The sequence below is a fragment of the Cryobacterium sp. TMT2-18-2 genome, assembly GCF_004402245.1.
Taxonomy (GTDB): domain Bacteria; phylum Actinomycetota; class Actinomycetes; order Actinomycetales; family Microbacteriaceae; genus Cryobacterium; species Cryobacterium sandaracinum.
In genome coordinates, this window is sequence record NZ_SOFU01000007.1 from 1 (window position 1) to 21284 (window position 21284).

Consider the following 21284-nt stretch of genomic DNA (forward strand, 5'->3'; position numbering starts at 1 on the left):
AAGCGATGAGGGCCTCCGTTGCATCGTGTTGAGTGTGGTAACCCAATCGATACCGGAGGTCCTCACCTTTTTAGCTCACGCCACGCTCACAACCTGTATGGGAACAACAGCTAGCGGCCCTGGCGGCGCTTGCCGGGACGCGGCTGGCCCTTCACCTCGGGCGCGCGGCCCTTGCCCTTCGCCGCCTTCGCCTTGCCGCCCGCCGGAAGCGGCGGCTTCCAGGGCTCATCCGAGGCGGCCAGCATGGTGCGGGCATCCGTGAGAAACAGGTTGCCCGCCGCGGTCAATCGGGTGGTTTCCGTGGTGCGGTCGATGAGCACGACGCCCAGGTTCGCCTCGAGTTTTGCGATCGAGGAGCGCAATTTCGGGGTGGAGATATTGAGGTTCATCGCGGCGCGCGGGAAGTGCAACTCCTCGGCGACGGCGATGAAATGCCGGAGGAGTGTGATGTCCACGGAACGCCTTTCTGTGTGCGCCGCACGAATCGCGGGCGAAGTGTCAAGGGTACGCGTTCCCGCTGGGGGTGTCGCCGGGGGCCACCGGAAGCGGCCGCACCACGCTTCCGGGCCCGCACGCGCTAGGCTCGGAGCGCACACCCTCAAGTGAATATAGGGCCATCAAGGTCGATGCGGGAGAGTTCGACGCCCTCAGGCAGTCGAACACCGAAGGAGCAATCCTCCCCGACAATCTCTCAGGTACTCGTACCGCATCGAACTGGCCACTCTGAAAAGTAGTCGCGGCTCGGCAGCGGCTCGCCCACGGTGAAAATCGCGCCCGCCCAACGGCTGCGGTGAAGCTCTCAGGCCTGACGACAGAGGGGGAGTTCCCAGGGGTACGATCGATCGATCGCGCCCCGAAGATTCTTGCTCGGCCCCGGCCGGCGACAACCTGGAGAACTCATGACCTCGGACACTGAAGCCCACACCGATTCGACCCCCACGGTGGAGCGGTTCTCCCCGCTGCACCTGGCGCACGTGGATGCCGGCGCCAGTTTTACGGACTTCGCCGGCTGGCAGATGCCGGTGCGCTACTCGAGCGATCTCGCCGAGCACCACGCCGTGCGCACCAGCGCGGGCATCTTCGACCTCTCGCACATGGCCGAGATCCTGGTGGCCGGGCCGGACGCCGGAGCGTTCCTCGACTATGCCCTCGCCGGCCAGCTCTCCGCGATCGACCTGCTGCAGGCCAAGTACAGCCTCATCCTCAACCGCGCTGGCGGCATCATCGACGACATCGTCGTCTACCGCACGGCCGAGAACGAGTACCTCGTCATCGCCAACGCGGGCAATCGTTTCCCGGCAGTCGCGGCGCTCACGGCCCGGGCCACCCGCTTCGACGTCACCGTCACCGATCAGAGCGACGACGTCGCCCTGATCGCCGTGCAGGGGCCGAACTCGCGCGCCATCCTCGAGGCCACGGCGGACCTCAGGGTCGACGGCGACCTGTCAGCGCTGAAGTACTACCGCGCCCTGGGCGGTACCTTCCAGGCCGGCCGCGTTCTCATTGCCCGCACCGGCTACACCGGTGAAGACGGCTTCGAACTCTATGTCGACGTGCCGGATGCCGCGGCGCTCTGGGACGCGCTCCGCGCGGCGGGCGCCTCTTTCCACCTCGTGCCGGCGGGGCTCGCCAGCCGGGACACCCTCCGCCTCGAGGCCGGCATGCCGCTCTACGGCCACGAACTGAGCACCTCGACCTACCCGGTGCAGGCCGGGCTCGGCCGCGTTGTGAACCTCGCCAAGGAGGTCGATTTCATCGGCCGCGAGGCCAGCGAAGAGGGTCCCAGCGCGGAGGCGCGCGTACTCGTGGGACTGGAGTCTGCCGGCAAGCGTGCCGGTCGCACCGACTACCCGGTGTATCGCAGTGCCGACGCGACCGTGGCCGACGGCGTGATCACGAGCGGGGCGCTGTCGCCGACGCTCGGACATCCGATCGCCATGGCCTACGTGGCGCCCGGCGTGGCGCGACTCGGCACCCAGGTCTTCGTCGACGTGCGCGGCACCCGCATCCCCGCAACCGTGACCGCCCTTCCGTTCTACAAGCGTCAGAAATAGTCCACCCCTCGAGAGGAACACCCCCATGGCCGAACAGTCTGAACTCCAGTACACCGCCGAGCACGAGTGGGTTCTCGTCGACGGCGACACCGCCACCGTCGGCATCACCGCCTACGCCGCCGACAAGCTCGGCGACGTCGTCTTCGTCGAGCTGCCGGCCGTCGGCAGCGATGTCGCCGGCGGCACCGTCGTCGGCGAGATCGAGTCCACCAAGTCGGTCGGCGAGCTCTTCGCCCCCGTCACGGGCACCGTCGCCGAGACCAACGATGCCGTCGTCGAGAGCCCCGAGCTCGTCAACAGCGACCCGTTCGGCGCCGGCTGGCTGCTCAAGGTCACGTTCGCGGAGTTGCCTCCTCTCCTCAGTTACGCCGACTACTCCGCCCTCATCGGCGAGTAACGAAAACGAAAAGCCAGGTTCCGCACACATGTCACAGCCTTTCACTCAGCGCCACATCGGCACGGATGCCGACGCGCAGTCCCGCATGCTGTCCATCCTCGGTTACGACTCGGTCGACGCCCTCGTCAACGCGGCCGTGCCCGAATCGATCCAGGTGGACCAGTTCCGCACCATCGGTGACAGCACCCTGCCGCCCGCCGCCACCGAGCGGGAGGCCATCGCGGAGTTGCGGGGCCTCGCCGGCCGCAACACCGTGAAGCGGTCCATGATCGGTCTCGGCTACTACGACACCGTCACCCCGGCCGTGATCAAGCGCAATGTGTTCGAGAACCCCAGCTGGTACACGGCATACACTCCGTACCAGCCCGAAATCTCCCAGGGCCGTCTTGAGGCGCTGATCAACTTCCAGACCATGATCGCCGACCTGACCGGACTGTCCACGGCCAACGCGTCCATGCTCGACGAGTCGACCGCCGTGGTGGAGGGCATGCTGCTCACCCGTCGGGCGTCGAAGTCGAAGTCGACCCGTTTCCTCGTCGACGCCGACGCGCTGCCGCAGACGAAGGCCCTGCTCGGCAATCGCGCGGCCGCCGTCGGGATCGACCTCGTGGAGGTCGACCTGGCCGGGTCCGCTGAGGACCTCGGCGAGTACTTCGGTCTCTTCGTGCAGTACCCCGGCGCATCCGGCCGGGTCTGGAACCCGGCCGGTGTTATCGCCGCCGCCCAGGCGCAGGGGGCGCTCGCCGTCGTCGCCGCCGACCTGCTCGCCCTGACCCTGATCACCTCGCCCGGCGAGCTCGGCGCCGACGTGGCCGTGGGCACCAGCCAGCGCTTCGGTGTGCCGATGGGCTTCGGTGGTCCGCACGCGGGCTACATGGCCGTGCGCAGGGGCCTCGAGCGTCAGCTTCCCGGCCGCCTGGTCGGCGTCAGCGTTGACGCGGCCGGCCACCCGGCCTACCGCCTGTCGCTGCAAGTGCGTGAGCAGCACATCCGTCGGGACAAGGCCACCTCGAACATTTGCACCGCCCAGGTGCTGCTGGCCGTGATGGCCGGCATGTACGCGGTCTACCACGGGCCCGACGGCCTGCGGAAGATCGCCGCCCAGGTGCACGAGCGCGCCGGGCAACTCGTCGTCGCGCTCCTCGCCGCCGGTGTCGACGTCGTCACCGCGACGTTCTTCGACACGGTCCGTGCCTCCGTTCCGGGCCGCGCCGCCGAGATCGCCCGGGCCGCCGCCGCCAGCGGGGTCAACCTCTACCTGGTCGACGCGGACACCGTCGGCATCGCCGTCGACGAGACGACGACTCTCGCGGATCTCGCCCTGGTCGTCGGCGCGTTCGGCGGACGGGATGCCTTCGGCCTGGTCGACTTCAGCATGGTCGAGGCCGGCCTTCCGCCCGAACTTCATCGCACCAGCGAGTTCCTCACCCACCCGGTGTTCAACACGCACCGCTCGGAGACGAGCATGATGCGCTATCTCAAACGCCTCGCCGACTTCGATTACGCGCTCGACCGCGGCATGATCCCGCTCGGCTCCTGCACCATGAAGCTGAACGCGGCCACCGAGATGGAGGCCGTCAGCTGGCCCGAGTTCGGCGGGCTGCACCCGTTCGCGCCGCGTGCCGACATCGAGGGCTACCTGGAACTGATCCGGCAGCTCGAATCCTGGCTGACGGATGTCACCGGCTACGATTCCGTGTCCCTCCAGCCCAACGCCGGCAGCCAGGGTGAACTCGCCGGGCTCCTCGCGATCCGCGGCTACCACCTCTCCACCGGGGATACCCAGCGAACGGTATGCCTGATCCCGTCCAGCGCGCACGGCACCAACGCGGCCTCCGCCGTGCTCGCCGGCATGAAGGTCATCGTCGTCGCCTGCGACGAGCTCGGCAACGTCGACCTGGACGACCTGCGCGCCAAGATCGCGGAGCACGCCGAGAACCTCGCCGCGCTGATGATCACCTACCCGTCGACGCACGGCGTCTACGAGCACGAGGTCGGCGCCATCTGCACGGCCGTGCACGACGCCGGCGGCCAGGTCTACGTCGACGGCGCCAACCTGAACGCCCTGCTCGGTTTCGCCCGTTACGGCGACTTCGGCGGCGACGTGTCGCACCTGAACCTGCACAAGACGTTCTGCATCCCGCACGGCGGTGGCGGGCCGGGCGTCGGTCCGGTCGGGGCCAAGGCGCACCTCGCTCCGTTCCTGCCGGGGCACCCGCTCGCTCAGAGCGACGAGCACTACCTCCTCGCCTCCCGCGATGCGGCGGCGGTCGACGGCGGTGGCGATGAAAGTGACGGCACGGTCGGCGGCACGGTCGGCGGCACGGTCGTGCACTCCGGCGGGCCGGTCTCGGCGGCGCCCTACGGCAGCCCGAGCATCCTACCGATCTCCTGGGCCTATGTGCGCATGATGGGGGCCGAGGGACTGCACGCGGCCACCGGCGCCGCGGTACTCGCGGCCAACTATGTGGCCAAGCGCCTCGAGGCTCACTACCCGGTGCTGTATTCCGGTGACAACGGCCTGGTCGCCCATGAGTGCATCCTCGATCTGCGGCCGCTCACCGAGGCCACCGGGGTCAGCGTCGACGATGTGGCCAAGCGCCTCGTCGACTACGGCTTCCACGCGCCGACCATGAGCTTTCCGGTGTCCGGTACGCTCATGATCGAGCCCACCGAGAGTGAGGACCTGGTCGAGATCGACCGGTTCGTCGAGGCCATGATCGCGATCAAGGCCGAAGCGGATGCCGTAGCCGCCGGCCGCTGGCCTGCCGAGGACAACCCGCTGCACAATGCCCCGCACACGGCACAGTCGGTGATCGAGGGGGAGTGGACGCACGCCTACGACCGTGAGACCGCGGTCTACCCGGTGCGCAGTCTCATTCGTGGCAAGTACTGGCCGCCGGTGCGCCGCATCGACAACGCCTTCGGTGACCGCAATCTCGTCTGCGCCTGCCCGCCCCCCGAGGCCTTCGAGTAGACCGCCACTCCCGAACGAATTCGACGGAGATTCTGCCTGTCCGGCCGGGTTTTGGCCCGATTCGAGCCGTTCTCGGCAAAATCTCCGTCGAATTCGCGGTCCGGCAGACCGGTCAGGCAGGGCAGACCGGTCAGGCAGGTCAGGCAGGCAGGCAGGCAGGTCAGGCGGCGGGGGCGAGGAGCCCCGGCCACCAGGCGAGGGCGAGCGGGTACCCGACGAAGGAGACGATGTCGAGGATCCAGTGCGCAATCACGAGCGGCATCGTGCGTCCCCAACGCAGATAGCACCAGCCGAACAGCACCCCCATGGCCGCATTGCCGAAGAACGGCCCGATGCCCTGGTAGAGATGGTAGCTGCCGCGTAGAAGCGCCGAGGACACGGTGATGGTCCAGGTGGACCAACCCAGCTCGCGCAGCCGGGTGAACAGGTAGCCGACCACGATCAGCTCCTCGACCAGTGCCGAGCGCAGCGCCGAGAGCACCAGGATCGGGATCGTCCACCAGAACGTGTCGAGCGGCGACGGCACGATCGCCACGGTGAAGCCGAGGGACCGCCCGGCGAGGTACAGCCCCAGTCCGGGGATACCGATCACGAGCATCAGCCCGAAGCCGCGCAGCAGGTCGTGCCCCGGCTCCGTGAAGTCGAAGCCCAGCCGCCGGAACGGACTCTGCCGCGGCAGCCACAGCAGGTAGAGCACCAGGGCCACGGCGAACAGGGCGAAGAAGATGCCCAAAAACTGGTAGCTGAAGTCGAGCCATTCCCGCGGCGACTGCGACCCGTTCAGGGTCGCCGACTGCTCCGAGAGCGGCCGGGTGTCGGTCAGCCGGGCGATGATCGAGATGATCGAATAGAGAGCGGATGCCCCGAGCGACATTCCGAGGACGATCCCCACCTCCCAGCGGATCCCGGTTCGATTGCCGAGCAGAGTCACGCGCCCGGCTTCATCCGGCAGGCCGGTGTTCCCCCGGGCAGCCGGTGGCGGTACCGCGCCACGAGCCGGTAGCCCACTTCGGCCGCCCACGACCACGGCGGCACGGTGCCGAGCCAACCCAGGACGCGCAAAAGCGCATTCGGCTGGTGCCGAAGCAGGGCGGCCACGGCCGCGGCGCCGCCGAACCGGTGGTCGTCGACGACCAGCCAAACGCGGGACTGGGCCTCCTTCGTCGTCAGCGCATAGGACGCCAGGTCGGTCCACTGGTAGGGAGAGGAAGTCGGCATGCCGGTAATCAGACGCCTCATGGTGTTCACGGAGGTCGTGCAGAACGCGCAGTCGCCGTCGAAGATCAACAGCGGAGGGCGTACGGGGGTGGTCACGGTCATCCTCCCATCTTCCCACTGCCCGGAACGAGCAGGTTGCTGAATCCGGTGGACGGATTGCGCGCAAGAACCTGCTGTGGCGCAACTATCCTGCGCAGTTTGTTTCGCATCTGTAACGTTTCCGCAATGGATTATGCGAAGTCCGCGCCCACTCTTTAAGGTCGGTATATCCGAGATGTCTGCTCGCCCGAGGGTCACGCGGCATTTCCCTGCGCACTGGAGGAAAATTGAAAATCAGGAGAATGGGCATACCTGCCATCGCCTTGGCTGCCGCGGGAGCCCTCGTGCTCTCCGGTTGCGCCAGCGGAGACGCCCCGGCAGAGAGTGACACCGCGGCGATCATCACCACGAACGGATCCGAGCCGCAGAACCCGCTGATCCCGACGAACACCACCGAGACCGGAGGCGGCAAGATCACCACCTCGATCTTCGCCGGGCTCGTCTCGTACAACGCCAAAGGCGAGATCGAGAACGAGGTCGCCAAGTCGATCGAGTCCGACGACGCCCAGAACTGGACCGTCACGCTCAACGACGGCTGGGAGTTCACCGACGGCGAGGCCGTCACGGCTGACTCCTTCGTGGATGCCTGGAACTTCGGAGCGAAGTTCAGCAACGCCCAGAGCGCCTCGTACTTCTTTGACAACATCGCCGGCTTCAGCTACGACGCTGACGCCGAACTGACCGGGCTGAAGGTCGTCGACGAATCCACCTTCACGGTCGAGCTGGCCTCGCCCGAGGCCGACTGGCCGCTGCGCCTGGGCTACACGGCGTTCATGCCGCTGCCCTCCGCCGCGTACGACGACATGGAAGCCTTCGGCGAGAACCCGATCGGCAACGGCCCGTACATGCTGGCAAAAGAGGGCGCCTGGGAGCACGAGGTCGGAATTGACCTCGTCACCAACCCCGAGTACGACGGCGTGCGCAAGCCCGCCAACGGTGGCCTGAACATCGTCTTCTACGCCTCGATGGACGCCGCGTACGCGGATGTCCAGGGTGGCAACCTCGACGTGCTCGACGCCGTCCCGGACGCCGCGTTCGAGTCCTATGAGTCGGACTTCCCGGACCGCTTCGTGAACCAGCCGGCCGCCATCTTCCAGGGCTTCAACATGCCGTACTACCTCGAGCACTGGAGTGGTGAGGAAGGCAAGCTGCGTCGCGCCGCCATCTCGATGTCGATCGACCGCAAGGAAATCACGGACGTCATCTTCCAGGGCACCCGCACCCCCGCGACCGACTTCACTTCGCCGGTCATCGACGGTTACTCCGACTCCCTCAAGGGTGCCGAAGTCCTCGAATACAACCCGAAAGAAGCCAAGGCCAAGTGGGCCGAAGCCGACGCGATCGCGCCCTACACCGGCACGTTCGACCTCGCCTACAACTCCGACGGCGGCCATGCTGCCTGGGTCGACGCGGTGACCAACAGCATCAAGAACACGTTGGGAATCGAAGCCATCGGCAAGCCGTACCCGACGTTCGCTGCGGCGCTCGACGACCGTTCCGCCGACAAGCTGACCGGTGGCACCCGCGCCGGCTGGCAGGGTGACTACCCGTCGCTGTACAACTTCCTCGCACCGCTGTACCAGACCGGTGCCGGCTCGAACTACGAGGACTACACCAGCGAAGAGTTCGACGCGCTGCTCAAGGAAGGCGCGGCCGCGTCCTCCGTCGAGGACGCCACCGCGAAGTACCAGAAAGCACAGGAAGTCCTCCTCGTCGACCTTCCCACGATCCCGCTCTGGTACTCCAACGTCAGTGGCGTCTGGTCCGAGTCGGTCGAGAACGTCGTCTTCGGCTGGGACTCCGTGCCGATGTACACCGACATCACCAAGAGCGAGTAGCTCTCGTTCAACCAGCTCGTCAGCAGTAAATAGATAACACCTGTGGGGTTCGGGGCATACAGCCCCGGACCCCACACGTGACTAGACTCAACCAGTGATTGTGAATCTCATGTACATACGTTCCGGCTTGGGGACCTGATGATCTGGTATACCGGCAAACGCCTGCTCCAGATGATCCCGGTGTTTTTCGGTGCGACACTCCTGATCTACTTCATGGTGTTCTCTCTTCCCGGAGATCCCATCGCGGCCCTGTACGGCGATCGGCCCCCGGCTCCCGGGGTCGTCGAGCAGATCCGCGCCCAGTACAACCTGGACAAGCCGTTCATCGTGCAGTACTTCATCTACATCGGCAATTTCTTCCAGGGTGACCTGGGCACCACTTACTCCGGCCGCCCGGTCAGCGACGTGATGGCGAAGGCCTTCCCGATCACCGCCCGTCTTGCCCTGCTCGCGCTGGCCATAGAGGCCGTCTTCGGTATCCTCGTCGGCCTCGTCGCTGGGCTCCGCAAGGGCAAGCTCTTCGACACCAGCGCCCTCGTGGTCAGCCTCCTCCTGATCAGCGTCCCCACGTTCGTGATCGGTTTCGTGCTGCAGTACGTCTTCGCGGTGAAGCTCGGCTGGGCGCGCACCACGGTGAGCAGCGAAGCTCCCCTGAGTGAACTGCTGCTGCCGGCCCTTGTTCTGGCCTCCGTCTCCTTCGCCTACATTGTGCGGCTCACCCGGGCCAGTGTCTCCGACAACCTCAGCGCGGATTTCGTGCGCACCGCCACGGCGAAGGGGCTCTCCCGCCGCCGGGTGGTGGGCGTGCACGTGTTGCGCAACTCCCTGGTCCCGGTCGTAACCTTCCTCGGCGTCGACCTCGGCTCACTGATGGTCGGTGCCATCGTCACCGAGGGCATCTTCAACATCAACGGTGTCGGCGGCACCGTCTACAAGGCGATCAAGCTCGGCGAAGGACCCACCGTGGTGTCGTTCATCGCGGTGATGGTCGTGATCTTCGTGCTGGCCAACCTGCTCGTCGACCTCCTCTACGCAGCTCTGGACCCGAGGATTCGTTATGCCAAATAAGAACCCGAACGCGCAGACCCACTACGTGGCCGCGCTCGAAGAAACCCCGGTCGAAGCCGTCGACCGCCTCGATGAATCGCAGAAGGCCCGCAGCACCTGGGCGGATGCCTGGGACGCCATGCGGGTGCGGCCCACCTTCTGGATCTCTTCGGCCCTGATCCTCCTGATCGTCATCGTTGCCCTGTTCCCGAGCCTGTTCGCCCAGGTGTCGCCCACCGAGTGCGACCTCGGCGACAGCCACGACGGTCCGTCTGACGGACATCCGCTTGGCTACACCCGTCAGGGCTGCGACATCTACGCGCGAATCATCTTCGGCACGCAGGCCTCGGTCACCGTCGGCCTGCTCGCCACGATCCTGGTGACCTTCACGGGAATTATCGTCGGCGCGCTCGCCGGCTACTACGGCGGCGTGCTCGACGCGATCGTCTCCCGCATCGGCGACATCTTCTTCGCCGTCCCCACCGTGCTGGGCGCGATCGTGCTCATGTCGGTCCTGCCGGAGCGCACCCCCGTCACCATCGCACTCGTGCTGTCGCTTTTCGCCTGGCCTCAGATCGCGAGAATCATGCGCGGCGCGGTGCTCTCCGCCCGCAACTCGGACTACGTCACGGCGTCCGTCGCCCTGGGCGTCAGCAAATTCCGGATTCTGCTGCGGCACGTCGTGCCGAACTCGATCGCCCCCGTGATCGTGATCGCCACCGTCTCGCTGGGCACGTTCATCGTGGCCGAGGCCACCCTGTCGTTCCTCGGCATCGGCCTCCCGCCGGGCATCATGTCCTGGGGTAACGACATCGACGCGGCGAAGAGTTCGCTCCGCACCAACCCGCAGGTGCTGCTCTACCCCGCGGCGGCACTGTCCGTGACCGTTCTCGCGTTCCTCATGCTGGGCGACGTCGTGCGCGACGCCCTCGACCCCGAAGCGAGGGCCCGCCGATGAGCCAGACCGTCATCGAACCCATCGGCGAAAGCGTCGACGCTTCCACCGAGCCTCTGCTCCAGATCCGCGACCTCGAGGTCGGTTTTCAAACCCAGCATGGCCTCGTCCCCGCCGTGCGCGGGGTCAGTCTCACCCTGTACGCCGGTCAGACGCTGGCGATCGTGGGGGAGTCCGGCTCGGGCAAGACCACGACCGCGCAGGCCATCATCAAGCTCCTCGCCGGTACCGGCAAGATTACGGCCGGACAGATCCTGTTCGAGGGCCGCGACCTCGCCGGGCTGTCGGACAAACAGATGCAGGATGTGCGCGGTCGCCTGATCGGCTACGTGCCGCAGGACCCGATGAGCAACCTGAACCCCGTCTGGAACATCGGCTTCCAGGTCGAGGAGGCCATCAGGGCCAACAACGTGGCTCAGGGCAAGGCGGCGCGTCAGCGCACCATCCAGGTGCTGCAGGAGGCGGGCCTCAGCGACGCGGAGGACCGCCTCAAGCAGTTCCCGCACCAGTTCTCCGGCGGCATGCGCCAGCGCGTTCTGATCGGCATCGGCCTGTCCGCCCGGCCGAAGCTCCTGATCGCCGACGAGCCCACCTCTGCGCTTGACGTCACGGTGCAGCGTCAGATCCTGGACCACCTCGGCACCCTCACCCGCGACTACGGCACCTCGGTGCTGTTCATCACCCACGACCTCGGCCTCGCGGCCGAGCGGGCCGAACAGCTCGTCGTGATGTACAAGGGCAAGGTCGTCGAATCCGGGCCGTCGCTGGAGATCCTCGCCAACCCGCAGCATCCCTATACTCAGCGCCTTGTGGCCGCGGCTCCGAGCCTCGCGTCGCGTCGCATCCAGTCGGCCAAGAGCCAGGATGCGGACGACGTGGAGATCTTCTCCGGTGGATCGCTCGACACGACCCTCGTGGCCCGTGCGGCCGAGCGGGAGCAGGCGGCGGCGACGCAGGACCTGATCAAGGTGCAGAACATCTCCAAGATGTACCGCATCCGCACCAAGGGTCTGAGGTACAACGAGCTGCTGGCCGTCAACGACGTCTCCTTCGCCATCAAGAAGGGCACCACCACGGCGCTGGTCGGTGAATCCGGGTCGGGCAAGTCGACGGTGGCCAAGCTCATCCTGCAGTTGGAGAGCATCACCAGCGGGCAGATCGAATTCGACGGCCAGGATGTCGCCGGCCTCAAGGGTGCGGCGCTGCTCAAGTTCCGGCGGCGCGTTCAGCCGGTCTTCCAGGACCCGTACGGTTCCCTGGACCCGCAGTACAACGTGGGCAACACGATCGCGGAGCCCCTGCTGGCCCACAAGATCGGCAACGCCGCGGAGCGGCAGGCCCGCGTGCGCGAGTTGCTTGACCAGGTCTCCCTCCCCTGGGCCACCCGGTACCGGTACCCGAGCGAACTGTCCGGTGGGCAGCGCCAGCGCATCGCCGTGGCGCGCGCCCTGGCCCTCAAGCCGGACGTGCTCGTGCTCGACGAGGCGGTCTCCGCCCTCGACGTGCTCGTGCAGGGACAGATCCTCAACCTGCTCACCGAGCTGCAGACTGAACTGGGCCTGACCTACCTGTTCATCACGCACGACCTCGCGGTCGTGCGGCTCGTCGCCGACAACGTCTGCGTCATGCAGAAGGGCAAGATCGTCGAGACCGCGTCCACGGACGAGGTCTTCGACAGTCCCCGCGAGGCCTATACCCAGGAGCTGCTCGCGGCCATCCCCGGCGGCAACTTCCAGTTTGGCCGCTGACCGGGTTCCGGGGGGCGGGATGACCGTCCTCCGGTCACCCGCCTCGGTGGCGGTCTTCGCCGCCCTGGTTGTCCTCTGTGCCGCGCTGCTGGCCGACGCTGCCGTTCGCGGGCGCTGGGACACGGCGCTGGCCGCCGTGCCCGCCGTGGCGTTGATCGTCTGGGGCGCCTGGCTGGTCTTCGCGCGGCCCTGCCTGGAACTGAACCACCACGGGCTGTCCATCGTCAACGTGCTGAGCACGATCGAGGTGCCCTGGGGTGAGGTGGACGACATCGTGCTTCGGCATCAGGTCGTCGTGGTGACCCGGTCGGGCAATCGTCTAGTGTGCTGGGGTGCGCCGTCCTCCACCCGGTCGGCGCTGGCGACTTCGCCGTCGACTTCACGGGCGGCCGGGCAAATACGGGAGTCCAGCGGGCGCATCAGCGGATCGGCCGCGCACCGGGCCATCCGCGGCTTCTGGGACCGGCACGAGGCTCCGCAGCGCGCCGGGGAGCGATTTGTGCGCCGCTGGCATCGACGCTCGTTCCTGGTCGGCGCCGTGCTCGTCCTCGGGCCGACCAGTCAGCTGGCGTGGTCGGTGCTGGCCTGAATTATCTGGTTGCGCCTGAGTCTTGCTCAATGACAGATCGTTTTCTTGCGCATTGTGCCCGCAAAGTTTCGAAACTGTTACATTTTCCGTCTAAAAGTGCCCCAGACTGGCATCTGGGGCAGAGTCGCTTCACACAGGCATAGGCTCTCCCCTCAAGCACACGAGAACAGTTCCTTCCCCCGGTATCCCGGCGGGGGGGAACGATGGGGGAGTTTTCATGGTTTGGAATTTTTGCACGCTGCTCGTCGCCGTTCCCGGTGCCCTGGTCTGATCCGCGGCCCCCATGGTCTTCTACATTTTCCGGCGCTTCGTCAACTATTTCTTCCTGTCGATGATCGCGACCTGCCTCGCGTACATCGTGTCCAGCCTGGCGCTCGACCCGGCGACCAAATATTACGGCCGCAACCCGCAGCCGTCGCAGCAGACCATCGACAACATCCTGAACGGTCTCGGCGTCAACCCCGATGTGCCGGTGCTGCAGCGGCTCTGGGACTGGCTCGTCACCATCGTCGTGCACGGTTCGCTGGGCACCGGGGTCAACGGCGTCTCGATCGGCGACCAGATCATCTCCCGTGCCGGGGTCAGCCTGCGGTTGCTCCTGATCGGATCGCTGATCGGGGCCATCGTCGGGGTGACGCTCGGAGTCTGGGGTGCCGTGCGCCAGTACAAACTGAGCGACCAGGTCGTCACGTACGGCTCCTACCTGATCTTCGCCACCCCCACCTTCGTCGTCGGCGTGCTGCTGATGATCGGTGCTACGGCGCTGAACGGCGCGGTGGGCATGCAGCTGATCACCTTCACCGGGGAATACTCGGCCGGACTCACCGGCTCGTGGTGGGAACTCGCACTCGACCGCGGCATCCACCTGCTCCTGCCGACCATCGCCCTGGTGCTGATCGGGGCGGCGGGCTACTCGCGCTACCAGCGCAGCGTCATGCTCGACGTGCTGTCGGCCGACTTCATCCGCACCGCCCGGGCCAAGGGGCGGTCGCGCAATTCGGCCCTGGTGCGTCACGGGGTGCGCGTGGCCCTCATCCCCATGTCCACGTTCTTCGCCTACAGCTTCGGCACCCTGGTCTCGGGCTCGATCATGCTCGAGATCGTCTTCTCCTTTCACGGGATGGGGGAGTTCGCCCTCAACGCGATCAGCCAGAACGACATCAACGCGGTCGCCGGCACGACGCTGTTCGTGGCGATCCTGATCCTGTTCTCATCGACGCTCTCCGAAGTGCTCTACGCCGCGCTCGACCCGAGAGTGAGGAACTGAGATGTCCCTGGTCGAAGAAACCAACGCGGAACTGGGCACACCGCTCGTTCCGCTGCTGCCCGGCTCACCCGCCGCTCGGGCGGCGCGGCCAGCCCGGTCGCGCTCCCGCGGCCGCCTCATCTGGCGCCGACTCACCCAAACCTCCCGCTTCTGGGTCGGGGCGATCGCGATCGCGATCATCCTCGCCTGGGCGCTGCTCGGACCCGTGTTCTACCCGTTCGACGCCGTGCAGCGCGACCCGCTGAACATGGGCCTCGGGCCTACCCAGCTGCACTGGTTCGGAACCAACGGCATCGGCCAGGACCTCTACGCCCAGACCCTGGTCGGGTTGCAGAAATCGTTGGTCATCGGGCTCATCGCCGGCCCCCTCGGCACCATGATCGCCGCCGTCGTCGGCTCCGTCGCCGGCTACCTGGGAGGAGCAATCGACCGCGTGCTCGTCTGGTGCATCAACCTGCTTCTCGTGCTGCCGTCCTTCATCCTGCTCGTGATCCTGAGTCCGCTGTTCAAGGGGCTCTCCTGGGTGTTCCTCACTGTCTTCATCGCCGGCTTCAGCTGGATGATCATGGCGCAGGTGGTGCGGTCCCAGACCAGGTCGCTGCGTGACCGAGACTTCGTCAAGGCGTCCCGGTACATGGGTGTGCCCATGCACCGGATCCTCGGCCGGCACATCATCCCGAACGTGGCGTCGCTGCTGATCATCGACGCGACCCTCGGCGTGGTGGCGGCAATCCTGGCCGAGACCAGCCTGAGCTACTTCGGCTTCGGTATCCGCGCTCCCGACGTGTCCCTCGGCACGCTGCTGGCCGAGGGAACGAGCGCCGCCGTGACCCGGCCGTGGATGTTCGTCTTCCCGGCGGGTGTGCTCATCGTGACCCTGTTCGCCGTCAGCCTCATCGGCGACGCCCTGCGCGACGCCGTCGACCCAACCTCGGGAGTCAACCGTGACTAACCTTCTGACGAACGAGATCCCGGCCGACAAGCCGCGCACGGATGCCCCACTCCTGGAGGTCACGGACCTCTCGGTCACGTTTCCCCAGCGCGGCGGCCCGTCGGTCCAGGCAGTGCGCGGCATCAGCTACCAGGTGCACAGGGGCGAATTCCTCGGCATCGTGGGGGAGTCCGGCTCGGGGAAATCCGTGTCCTCGCTGGCGTTGATGGGGCTGCTGCCCAGTTCGGCGCAGGTCACCGGCAGCATCACGTTCGGCGGCCGGTCGCTGCTGGAGATGAATGACCGCCAGCTCTCCCGCATCCGTGGCCAGGAGATCTCGATGATTTTCCAGGATCCGCTGTCGGCGTTGACCCCGGTGTACACCGTGGGGGACCAGATCGCCGAGGCCCTGCTGCTGCACGATGCCGCGCTGAGCAAGCGCGCCGCCGCGGCCCGGGCGATCGAGCTGCTCCAGATCGTCGGCATCCCGGCGCCGGAACGGCGGGTCCGGGCGTTCCCGCACGAGTTCTCCGGCGGCATGCGCCAGCGCGCGATGATCGCCATGGCCATCGCCAACGACCCGCTGCTGATCATCGCCGACGAGCCGACGACGGCCCTGGACGTCACCATCCAGGCGCAGATCCTCGATGTGCTCGAGAAGGCAAAGTCCCTGACCGGTGCCGCCGTCGTTCTCATCACCCATGATTTAGGGGTGGTGGCCGGCCATGCCGACCGTCTCGCGGTGATGTACGCGGGCAAGCTCGTGGAGAACGGCACCACCGACGAAGTCTTCGCCTCCCCGCACATGCCCTACACGATCGGCCTGCTCCGCTCGGTGCCCAATATGCAGACGGCCGGCACCCAGCGGCTGGTCCCGCTCGAGGGCCGTCCGCCCTCGCTCACGGCGCTGCCGCGCGGCTGCCCGTTCGCGGCTCGGTGCCCGATCGCCGTCGACGCCTGCCTCGACACGGAACCGGTTCTTCGCAACCACGCAGAGGCCGCGCCCGGTGCGCCCGTGGTCGGCCCGGGCGAGGCCACCCACGTCGCCGCCTGCCACCGCTCGGCCGAGATCGCGGCCGGTGCGCTGACCCGCCCCGACATTTTTCCCCGGCCGGAACCGCTGGCCGCGGAGCACCAGGAGAAGAATCGCGACGCCCAGCCGGTCCTGAGAGTCACCGGCCTGGTTCGCCATTTCCCGCTCACCAAGGGCGGGGTGTTCTCCCGGCAGATCGGCACTGTGCGGGCGGTCGACGGGGTGTCGTTCTCGGTCCAGCCCGGCCAGACCCTAGGTCTGGTCGGCGAGTCCGGTTGCGGCAAGACGACGACCATCCTCGAGATCCTGGAGATGACGAGGCCGCAGGCGGGTCAGATCCTGGTCGATGGCCAGGATGTCGCCACGCTGGGTCGCGCCGACCTGCTTCGGTTGCGGAAGGACGTACAGATCGTCTTCCAGGACCCGATGGCCGCCCTTGACCCGCGGATGCCGATCGGTGACATCATCGCCGAGCCGCTCACCGTTCACGGCGTGAAGCCCGGGGCCCGGCGCGCCCGGGTCGCCGAGCTGCTCGACCTGGTCGGGCTCGACCCTGAGATGTCCGACCGCTATCCGCACGAGTTCTCCGGCGGCCAGCGGCAGCGGGTCGGGATCGCCCGCGCCCTCGCCACGAACCCCCGGCTCGTCGTGCTCGACGAACCGGTGTCCGCGCTCGACGTGTCCATCCAGGCCGGGGTCATCAACCTGCTCGAGGACCTCAAGGAACAGCTCAACCTCTCCTACCTGTTCGTGGCGCACGATCTGGCCATCGTGCGCCAGATCGCCGACACCGTCGCCGTCATGTACCTGGGCCGGATCGTCGAGTACGGGCCGGTGGCCGAGGTCTTCGCGCACCCGCGGCATCCGTACACCCAGGCGCTGATCTCGGCGGCCCCGATCCCGGACCCCGTGATCGAGCGCAGCCGAACGCGGATGCTGCTGGAGGGTGACCTACCCAGCCCGACGGAGCAGATCGACGGCTGCAATTTTCGCAACCGCTGCCCGATCTACACCCTGCTCCCGCCGCAGAAGAAGGCGATCTGCGAGAGCATCGACCCGCTGCTCGCCCTGACCGGCACGGTGGAGACGGCCTGCCACCACGTGGAGCACAGCGCTCTCCTCACCGCGGCCGTCCAGCCCCCAACCTCCCTGACCAGAAATAGTTCCCACCAAGAAAAGGAGAATCACACATGAAACGGAAAAGTACTGTTTTTGCAGCCCTCGCCGTTCTGAGTGCGTCCGCCCTGTTGCTCACGGCGTGCGCTCCCGGAAACACCGCAGAGGACTCGCCCGAAGCGAGCGAGAGCACGGTCCTTCCCACCACTGCGTGGGAGATCGCCGCCGCTGCGGACGTGCAGGATGGCGGAACGCTCAACCTCTCCATCGGGTCTCTGCCCTCGAACTGGAACATCTACCAAGTCGACGGCAACGAGGCCGACACTGTCACCACCGTGGCACCGACCACTGGCGGCCCGATCCGGGTCGCGGCCGATGGAACCAGCACGGTCGACCCGAACTACGCCACCAGCGTCGAGGTGGTCGGCGACGATCCTCAGGTCATCGAGATCAAGCTCAACCCGGCCGCGGTCTGGGAAGACGGCACCCCGATCACGTATAAGGACTACGTGGCCACCTGGACGGCCATGAACGGCACCAACGCGGAGTATTCCCCGGCCTCCACGGCCATCTTCGACCAGATCAGCGCGATCGAATCCACCGGAACCGACTTCGATTTCACGGTCACGTTCGACTCGATCAACGCCGACTGGGCATCGATCTTCACGAGCGTGCTGCCGGCCAGCGTCACGTCCACTCCTGAGGCCTTTAACACCGGCTACGTCACCACGCCGGTGCCTTCCTCCGGTCCATTCGTCATCTCCAACATCGACGCCACCGGCCAGGTCGTCACGCTGACCCGCAACCCGCTGTGGTGGGGCGAGGCAGCCAAGCTCGAGACCATCATCGTCAAGGTCATCAGCGGCGCATCGGCGGCCACGTCGTTCGGCAACTCCGAAACCGACGTGCTCTACATCTCGTCGAACGCCGACGCCTACCAGACGGCGGAGAAGCGCGCGGATGCCGAGATCCAGGCATCCGGTGGCCTCACCTGGACCCACGTCACCATGAACGGCGCGAAGGGCCCGCTCGCGGACGTCGAACTGCGGCGCGCCATCGGCCACGCCGTCAACCGCGGTCTCATCTCCGAGTCGGCCAACACGCCGGTGGGCGTCGACGCCACCACCCAGGGCAGCTTCATCTTCATGCCGGGTCAAAAGGGATATGAAGACAACGTGGGCGACGCAATCGGCTACGACGTGGCCGCGGCCGAGAAACTCCTCGACGACGCCGGCTACAGCGCCGGGGACGACGGAATGCGCGAGAAGGACGGCACGGCTCTCGAGCTGTCCATCACCGTGCCGGCGGACACCCCCACGAACAAGCAGCGTGCCGTGCAGGTGCAGGCTGACCTCAAGGAGGTCGGCATCGCCGTCGAGCTGAACGAGGTTCCCGCCGCGAAGTACTTCTCGGACTACATCATCCCGGGCGATTTCGAGATGACCAGCTTCTCCTGGGTCGGCACTCCGTGGCCGATCTCCTCGAGCGAGGCGCTGTTCTCCCCGGTGGACTCCGAGTCGAACTTCACCGGAATCACTGACGAGAAGCTCTCCGCTCTCTTCGACGAGGCCAACACGGAGCTCGACGCCGACAAGCGCATCGTCATCGCCAACGAGATCGACACGGTCCTCGCCGCGTATGTGCCGATCATCCCGATCGCGCCGCTGCCGAACGTGTACGCCGTGAAGTCCGGCCTCGTCAACTACGGGGCCACCCAGTTCGAAACGGTCGACTGGTCCATCGTCGGCTGGAAGAAGTAGGCGGGCACACCCGCAACACAGCACGGAGGACGGGACGGGGACTTCAGCCCCGCCCCGTTTTTCGTGCCGCGAGTCGGGATCCGAGGGACTCTCAGCCCCTGGACGGGGAGAGTGCGGTAGGATTGTCCGTTGGGTCGGACTTTGACCACACACATCCATTCTTCGTCGCATGCGGTACTTTGCGGCATCCATTCTTCGTAAGGATTTACTTCATGGCGATTGCCACGCGCAATAACCTCCGAAATGTCGCGATCGTAGCCCACGTTGACCACGGCAAGACCACGCTGGTCGACGCGATGCTCCAGCAGACCAACTCGTTCGCCGAGCACTCACACACCGAAGAGCGCGCCATGGACTCGAACGAGCTCGAGCGCGAAAAAGGCATCACCATCCTCGCCAAGAACACGGCGATCTCCTACAAGGGCATCCACGCCAAGGATGGCCCCATCACCATCAACGTGATCGACACCCCCGGCCACGCCGACTTCGGTGGCGAGGTCGAGCGCGGCCTGTCCATGGTCGACGGTGTCGTGCTTCTCGTCGACGCCAGCGAGGGCCCGCTGCCGCAGACCCGCTTCGTTCTGCGCAAGGCGCTCGAAGCGCACCTGCCCGTTATCCTCCTGGTCAACAAGACCGACCGTCCCGATGCTCGCATCGACGAGGTCGTCGAGGAAAGCCAGGACCTGCTCCTCGGCCTCGCCAGCGACATGGCCGACGATGTGCCCGACCTCGACCTCGACCTGGTTCTGAATGTGCCCGTCGTCTACGCGTCCGGCCGTAACGGGTCCGCCAGCCTCAACCGTCCCGAGAACGGCCAGCTGCCCGACAACGAAGACCTCGAGCCGCTCTTCGCAGCGATCCTCGAGCACATTCCGGCACCGGTCTACGACGATCAGCACCCGCTGCAGGCCTGGGTCACCAACCTCGACTCCTCGCCGTTCCTCGGCCGTCTCGCACTGTTGCGCATCTTCCAGGGCACCATCAAGAAGGGCCAGACGGTCGCCTGGATCAAGCACGACGGCACCATCGCAAACGTGCGTGTCACCGAGCTCATGATCACCAAGGCGCTCGACCGCTACCCAACCGAGAGCGCCGGCCCCGGCGACATCGTCGCCGTCGCCGGATTCGCCGACATCACCATCGGTGAGACCCTGGCCGACCCAGAGGACCCGCGCCCGCTGCCGACCATCACGGTCGACGACCCGGCCATCTCGATGACGATCGGCACCAACACCTCGCCGCTCATCGGCAAGGTCAAGGGCCACAAGCTCACCGCCCGCATGGTCAAGGACCGTCTCGACAAGGAGCTCGTCGGCAACGTCTCGCTCCGCGTTATCGACATCGGACGCCCGGATGCCTGGGAAGTCCAGGGCCGAGGTGAACTCGCCCTCGCCATCCTGGTGGAGCAGATGCGACGCGAGGGCTTCGAGCTCACCGTCGGCAAGCCGCAGGTTGTCGTCAAGCGCGTCGACGGCAAGATCCACGAGCCGTACGAGCACCTCACCATCGACTCGCCGGAAGAGTACCTCGGCGCGATCACCCAGCTGCTCGCCGCCCGCAAGGGACGCATGGAGAACATGGCGAACCACGGCACCGGCTGGGTCCGGATGGAATTCATCGTTCCGTCGCGTGGCCTGATCGGATTCCGCACCGAGTTCCTCACGGACACCCGCGGCACCGGTATCGCCAACGCCATCTTCCACGGCTACGAGGCCTGGGCCGGCACGATCACCACTCGTACCAACGGCTCGATCGTCGCCGACCGGTCCGGCGTGGTCACGCCGTTCGCGATCATCGCTCTGCAGGAGCGCATGTCGTTCTTTGTCAACCCGACCGAAGAGGTCTATGAGGGCATGGTCATCGGCGAGAACTCGCGCGCCGACGACATGGACGTGAACATCACCAAGGAGAAGAAACTGACCAATATGCGTCAGTCCACCTCCGACACGTTCGAGTCGATGACCCCGTCCAAGCAGCTCACACTCGAGCAGTGCCTCGAGTTCGCCCGTGAAGACGAATGCGTCGAGGTCACCCCGGCCGTCGTGCGCATCCGCAAGGTCGAGTTGGCCGCCTCGGCACGTCAGCGCAACGTCTCGCGGCTGAAGAAGCAGGACGCGAACTAACCGTCGCCACCGTGCGGCTGAGCAGCCGCGACGAGCGAAACCGTAGGGGTGTGGTTATGGTTTTCCATAGCGCTGCCCCTGCGGTTTCGTGCTTTCACGCACGTGCACGATTGAACCGACGAATGGGATCCC

16 protein-coding genes and 1 riboswitch are annotated in these 21284 nt (G+C 66.5%); of the genes, 13 read left to right on the forward strand and 3 right to left on the reverse strand.

The annotated features are described in order from the left end of the window. Window positions 1–110 precede the first annotated feature (110 nt). Window positions 111–455 carry a LysR family transcriptional regulator gene (locus E3O22_RS01665; RefSeq protein WP_134393980.1) on the reverse strand — a complete coding sequence of 115 codons (345 nt, stop codon included), beginning with the start codon at window positions 453–455 and terminating at the stop codon, window positions 111–113. 164 nt (window positions 456–619) lie between these two features. Beyond that, a riboswitch (glycine riboswitch) is annotated at window positions 620–717 on the forward strand. Between the two features lie 182 nt (window positions 718–899). Here E3O22_RS01665 and gcvT point away from each other — a divergent pair. The 3 genes from gcvT to gcvP are packed head-to-tail and all read left to right on the forward strand — an operon-like array spanning window position 900 to window position 5428. Beyond that, window positions 900–2054 (forward strand): glycine cleavage system aminomethyltransferase GcvT, encoded by a 1155-nt coding sequence (gene gcvT / locus E3O22_RS01670; protein WP_134393979.1) that lies wholly within the window; start codon window positions 900–902, stop codon window positions 2052–2054. A gap of 25 nt (window positions 2055–2079) precedes the next feature. Beyond that, complete coding sequence (gene gcvH, locus E3O22_RS01675) at window positions 2080–2451, forward strand: glycine cleavage system protein GcvH (RefSeq protein WP_104100875.1); 372 nt, start codon at window positions 2080–2082, stop codon at window positions 2449–2451. A 28-nt stretch (window positions 2452–2479) separates the two neighbouring features. After that, entirely contained in the window at window positions 2480–5428 is a 2949-nt protein-coding gene (gcvP, locus tag E3O22_RS01680) for an aminomethyl-transferring glycine dehydrogenase (protein ID WP_134393978.1), read from the forward strand. 160 nt (window positions 5429–5588) lie between these two features. Here the strand turns inward: gcvP and E3O22_RS01685 are convergent, their stop codons facing one another. Both E3O22_RS01685 and E3O22_RS01690 read right to left on the reverse strand, forming a co-directional pair. After that, complete coding sequence (locus tag E3O22_RS01685; protein ID WP_134393984.1) at window positions 5589–6302, reverse strand: CPBP family intramembrane glutamic endopeptidase; 714 nt, start codon at window positions 6300–6302, stop codon at window positions 5589–5591. A gap of 53 nt (window positions 6303–6355) precedes the next feature. Then, window positions 6356–6748 (reverse strand): thiol-disulfide oxidoreductase DCC family protein, encoded by a 393-nt coding sequence (locus E3O22_RS01690; RefSeq protein WP_134393977.1) that lies wholly within the window; start codon window positions 6746–6748, stop codon window positions 6356–6358. A 239-nt stretch (window positions 6749–6987) separates the two neighbouring features. Here E3O22_RS01690 and E3O22_RS01695 point away from each other — a divergent pair, with 239 nt between their 5' ends. The 10 genes from E3O22_RS01695 to typA all read left to right on the forward strand — a co-directional run bounded on the left by E3O22_RS01695 (window position 6988) and on the right by typA (window position 21152). Next, window positions 6988–8583, forward strand: coding sequence for an ABC transporter substrate-binding protein (locus E3O22_RS01695; protein ID WP_241973329.1), 1596 nt, complete (start codon window positions 6988–6990; stop codon window positions 8581–8583). Between the two features lie 138 nt (window positions 8584–8721). Beyond that, a complete protein-coding gene (locus E3O22_RS01700) occupies window positions 8722–9651 on the forward strand; it encodes an ABC transporter permease (RefSeq protein ID WP_134393975.1) in 930 nt (309 codons plus the stop codon). After that, complete coding sequence (locus E3O22_RS01705; RefSeq protein ID WP_134393974.1) at window positions 9641–10588, forward strand: ABC transporter permease; 948 nt, start codon at window positions 9641–9643, stop codon at window positions 10586–10588. Before E3O22_RS01700 ends, E3O22_RS01705 begins: the two co-directional genes overlap by 11 nt. After that, window positions 10585–12333 carry an ABC transporter ATP-binding protein gene (locus tag E3O22_RS01710; RefSeq protein ID WP_134393973.1) on the forward strand — a complete coding sequence of 583 codons (1749 nt, stop codon included), beginning with the start codon at window positions 10585–10587 and terminating at the stop codon, window positions 12331–12333. Before E3O22_RS01705 ends, E3O22_RS01710 begins: the two co-directional genes overlap by 4 nt. 19 nt (window positions 12334–12352) lie before the next feature. Next, entirely contained in the window at window positions 12353–12922 is a 570-nt protein-coding gene (locus E3O22_RS01715) for a hypothetical protein (RefSeq protein WP_134393972.1), read from the forward strand. 283 nt (window positions 12923–13205) lie between these two features. Beyond that, complete coding sequence (locus E3O22_RS01720) at window positions 13206–14189, forward strand: ABC transporter permease (protein WP_134393971.1); 984 nt, start codon at window positions 13206–13208, stop codon at window positions 14187–14189. A 1-nt stretch (window position 14190) separates the two neighbouring features. Beyond that, a complete protein-coding gene (locus tag E3O22_RS01725; protein WP_134393970.1) occupies window positions 14191–15141 on the forward strand; it encodes an ABC transporter permease in 951 nt (316 codons plus the stop codon). Beyond that, entirely contained in the window at window positions 15134–17347 is a 2214-nt protein-coding gene (locus E3O22_RS01730; RefSeq protein ID WP_134393969.1) for an ABC transporter ATP-binding protein, read from the forward strand. The genes E3O22_RS01725 and E3O22_RS01730 overlap by 8 nt, the downstream gene beginning before the upstream one ends. Further along, window positions 17344–19029 (forward strand): ABC transporter family substrate-binding protein, encoded by a 1686-nt coding sequence (locus E3O22_RS01735; RefSeq protein WP_134393968.1) that lies wholly within the window; start codon window positions 17344–17346, stop codon window positions 19027–19029. The genes E3O22_RS01730 and E3O22_RS01735 overlap by 4 nt, the downstream gene beginning before the upstream one ends. A 212-nt stretch (window positions 19030–19241) precedes the next feature. After that, on the forward strand, window positions 19242–21152 hold the full coding sequence (gene typA / locus E3O22_RS01740) for a translational GTPase TypA (RefSeq protein WP_134342334.1): 1911 nt from the start codon (window positions 19242–19244) through the stop codon (window positions 21150–21152). The last annotated feature ends 132 nt before the right edge of the window (window positions 21153–21284 follow it).

What these genes read in the sequence shown, in the direction of transcription:
- E3O22_RS01725 (WP_134393970.1), top strand. Translation starts at nt 14,191, where the DNA reads ATGTCCCTGGTCGAAGAAACCAACGCGGAACTGGGCACACCGCTCGTT.
- E3O22_RS01720 (WP_134393971.1), top strand. Translation starts at nt 13,206, where the DNA reads ATGGTCTTCTACATTTTCCGGCGCTTCGTCAACTATTTCTTCCTGTCG.
- E3O22_RS01685 (WP_134393984.1), bottom strand. Translation starts at nt 6,302, where the DNA reads ATGTCGCTCGGGGCATCCGCTCTCTATTCGATCATCTCGATCATCGCC.
- gcvH (WP_104100875.1), top strand. Translation starts at nt 2,080, where the DNA reads ATGGCCGAACAGTCTGAACTCCAGTACACCGCCGAGCACGAGTGGGTT.
- E3O22_RS01700 (WP_134393975.1), top strand. Translation starts at nt 8,722, where the DNA reads ATGATCTGGTATACCGGCAAACGCCTGCTCCAGATGATCCCGGTGTTT.
- typA (WP_134342334.1), top strand. Translation starts at nt 19,242, where the DNA reads ATGGCGATTGCCACGCGCAATAACCTCCGAAATGTCGCGATCGTAGCC.
- E3O22_RS01695 (WP_241973329.1), top strand. Translation starts at nt 6,988, where the DNA reads ATGGGCATACCTGCCATCGCCTTGGCTGCCGCGGGAGCCCTCGTGCTC.
- E3O22_RS01705 (WP_134393974.1), top strand. Translation starts at nt 9,641, where the DNA reads ATGCCAAATAAGAACCCGAACGCGCAGACCCACTACGTGGCCGCGCTC.
- gcvP (WP_134393978.1), top strand. Translation starts at nt 2,480, where the DNA reads ATGTCACAGCCTTTCACTCAGCGCCACATCGGCACGGATGCCGACGCG.
- gcvT (WP_134393979.1), top strand. Translation starts at nt 900, where the DNA reads ATGACCTCGGACACTGAAGCCCACACCGATTCGACCCCCACGGTGGAG.
- E3O22_RS01735 (WP_134393968.1), top strand. Translation starts at nt 17,344, where the DNA reads ATGAAACGGAAAAGTACTGTTTTTGCAGCCCTCGCCGTTCTGAGTGCG.
- E3O22_RS01710 (WP_134393973.1), top strand. Translation starts at nt 10,585, where the DNA reads ATGAGCCAGACCGTCATCGAACCCATCGGCGAAAGCGTCGACGCTTCC.
- E3O22_RS01715 (WP_134393972.1), top strand. Translation starts at nt 12,353, where the DNA reads ATGACCGTCCTCCGGTCACCCGCCTCGGTGGCGGTCTTCGCCGCCCTG.
- E3O22_RS01690 (WP_134393977.1), bottom strand. Translation starts at nt 6,748, where the DNA reads ATGACCGTGACCACCCCCGTACGCCCTCCGCTGTTGATCTTCGACGGC.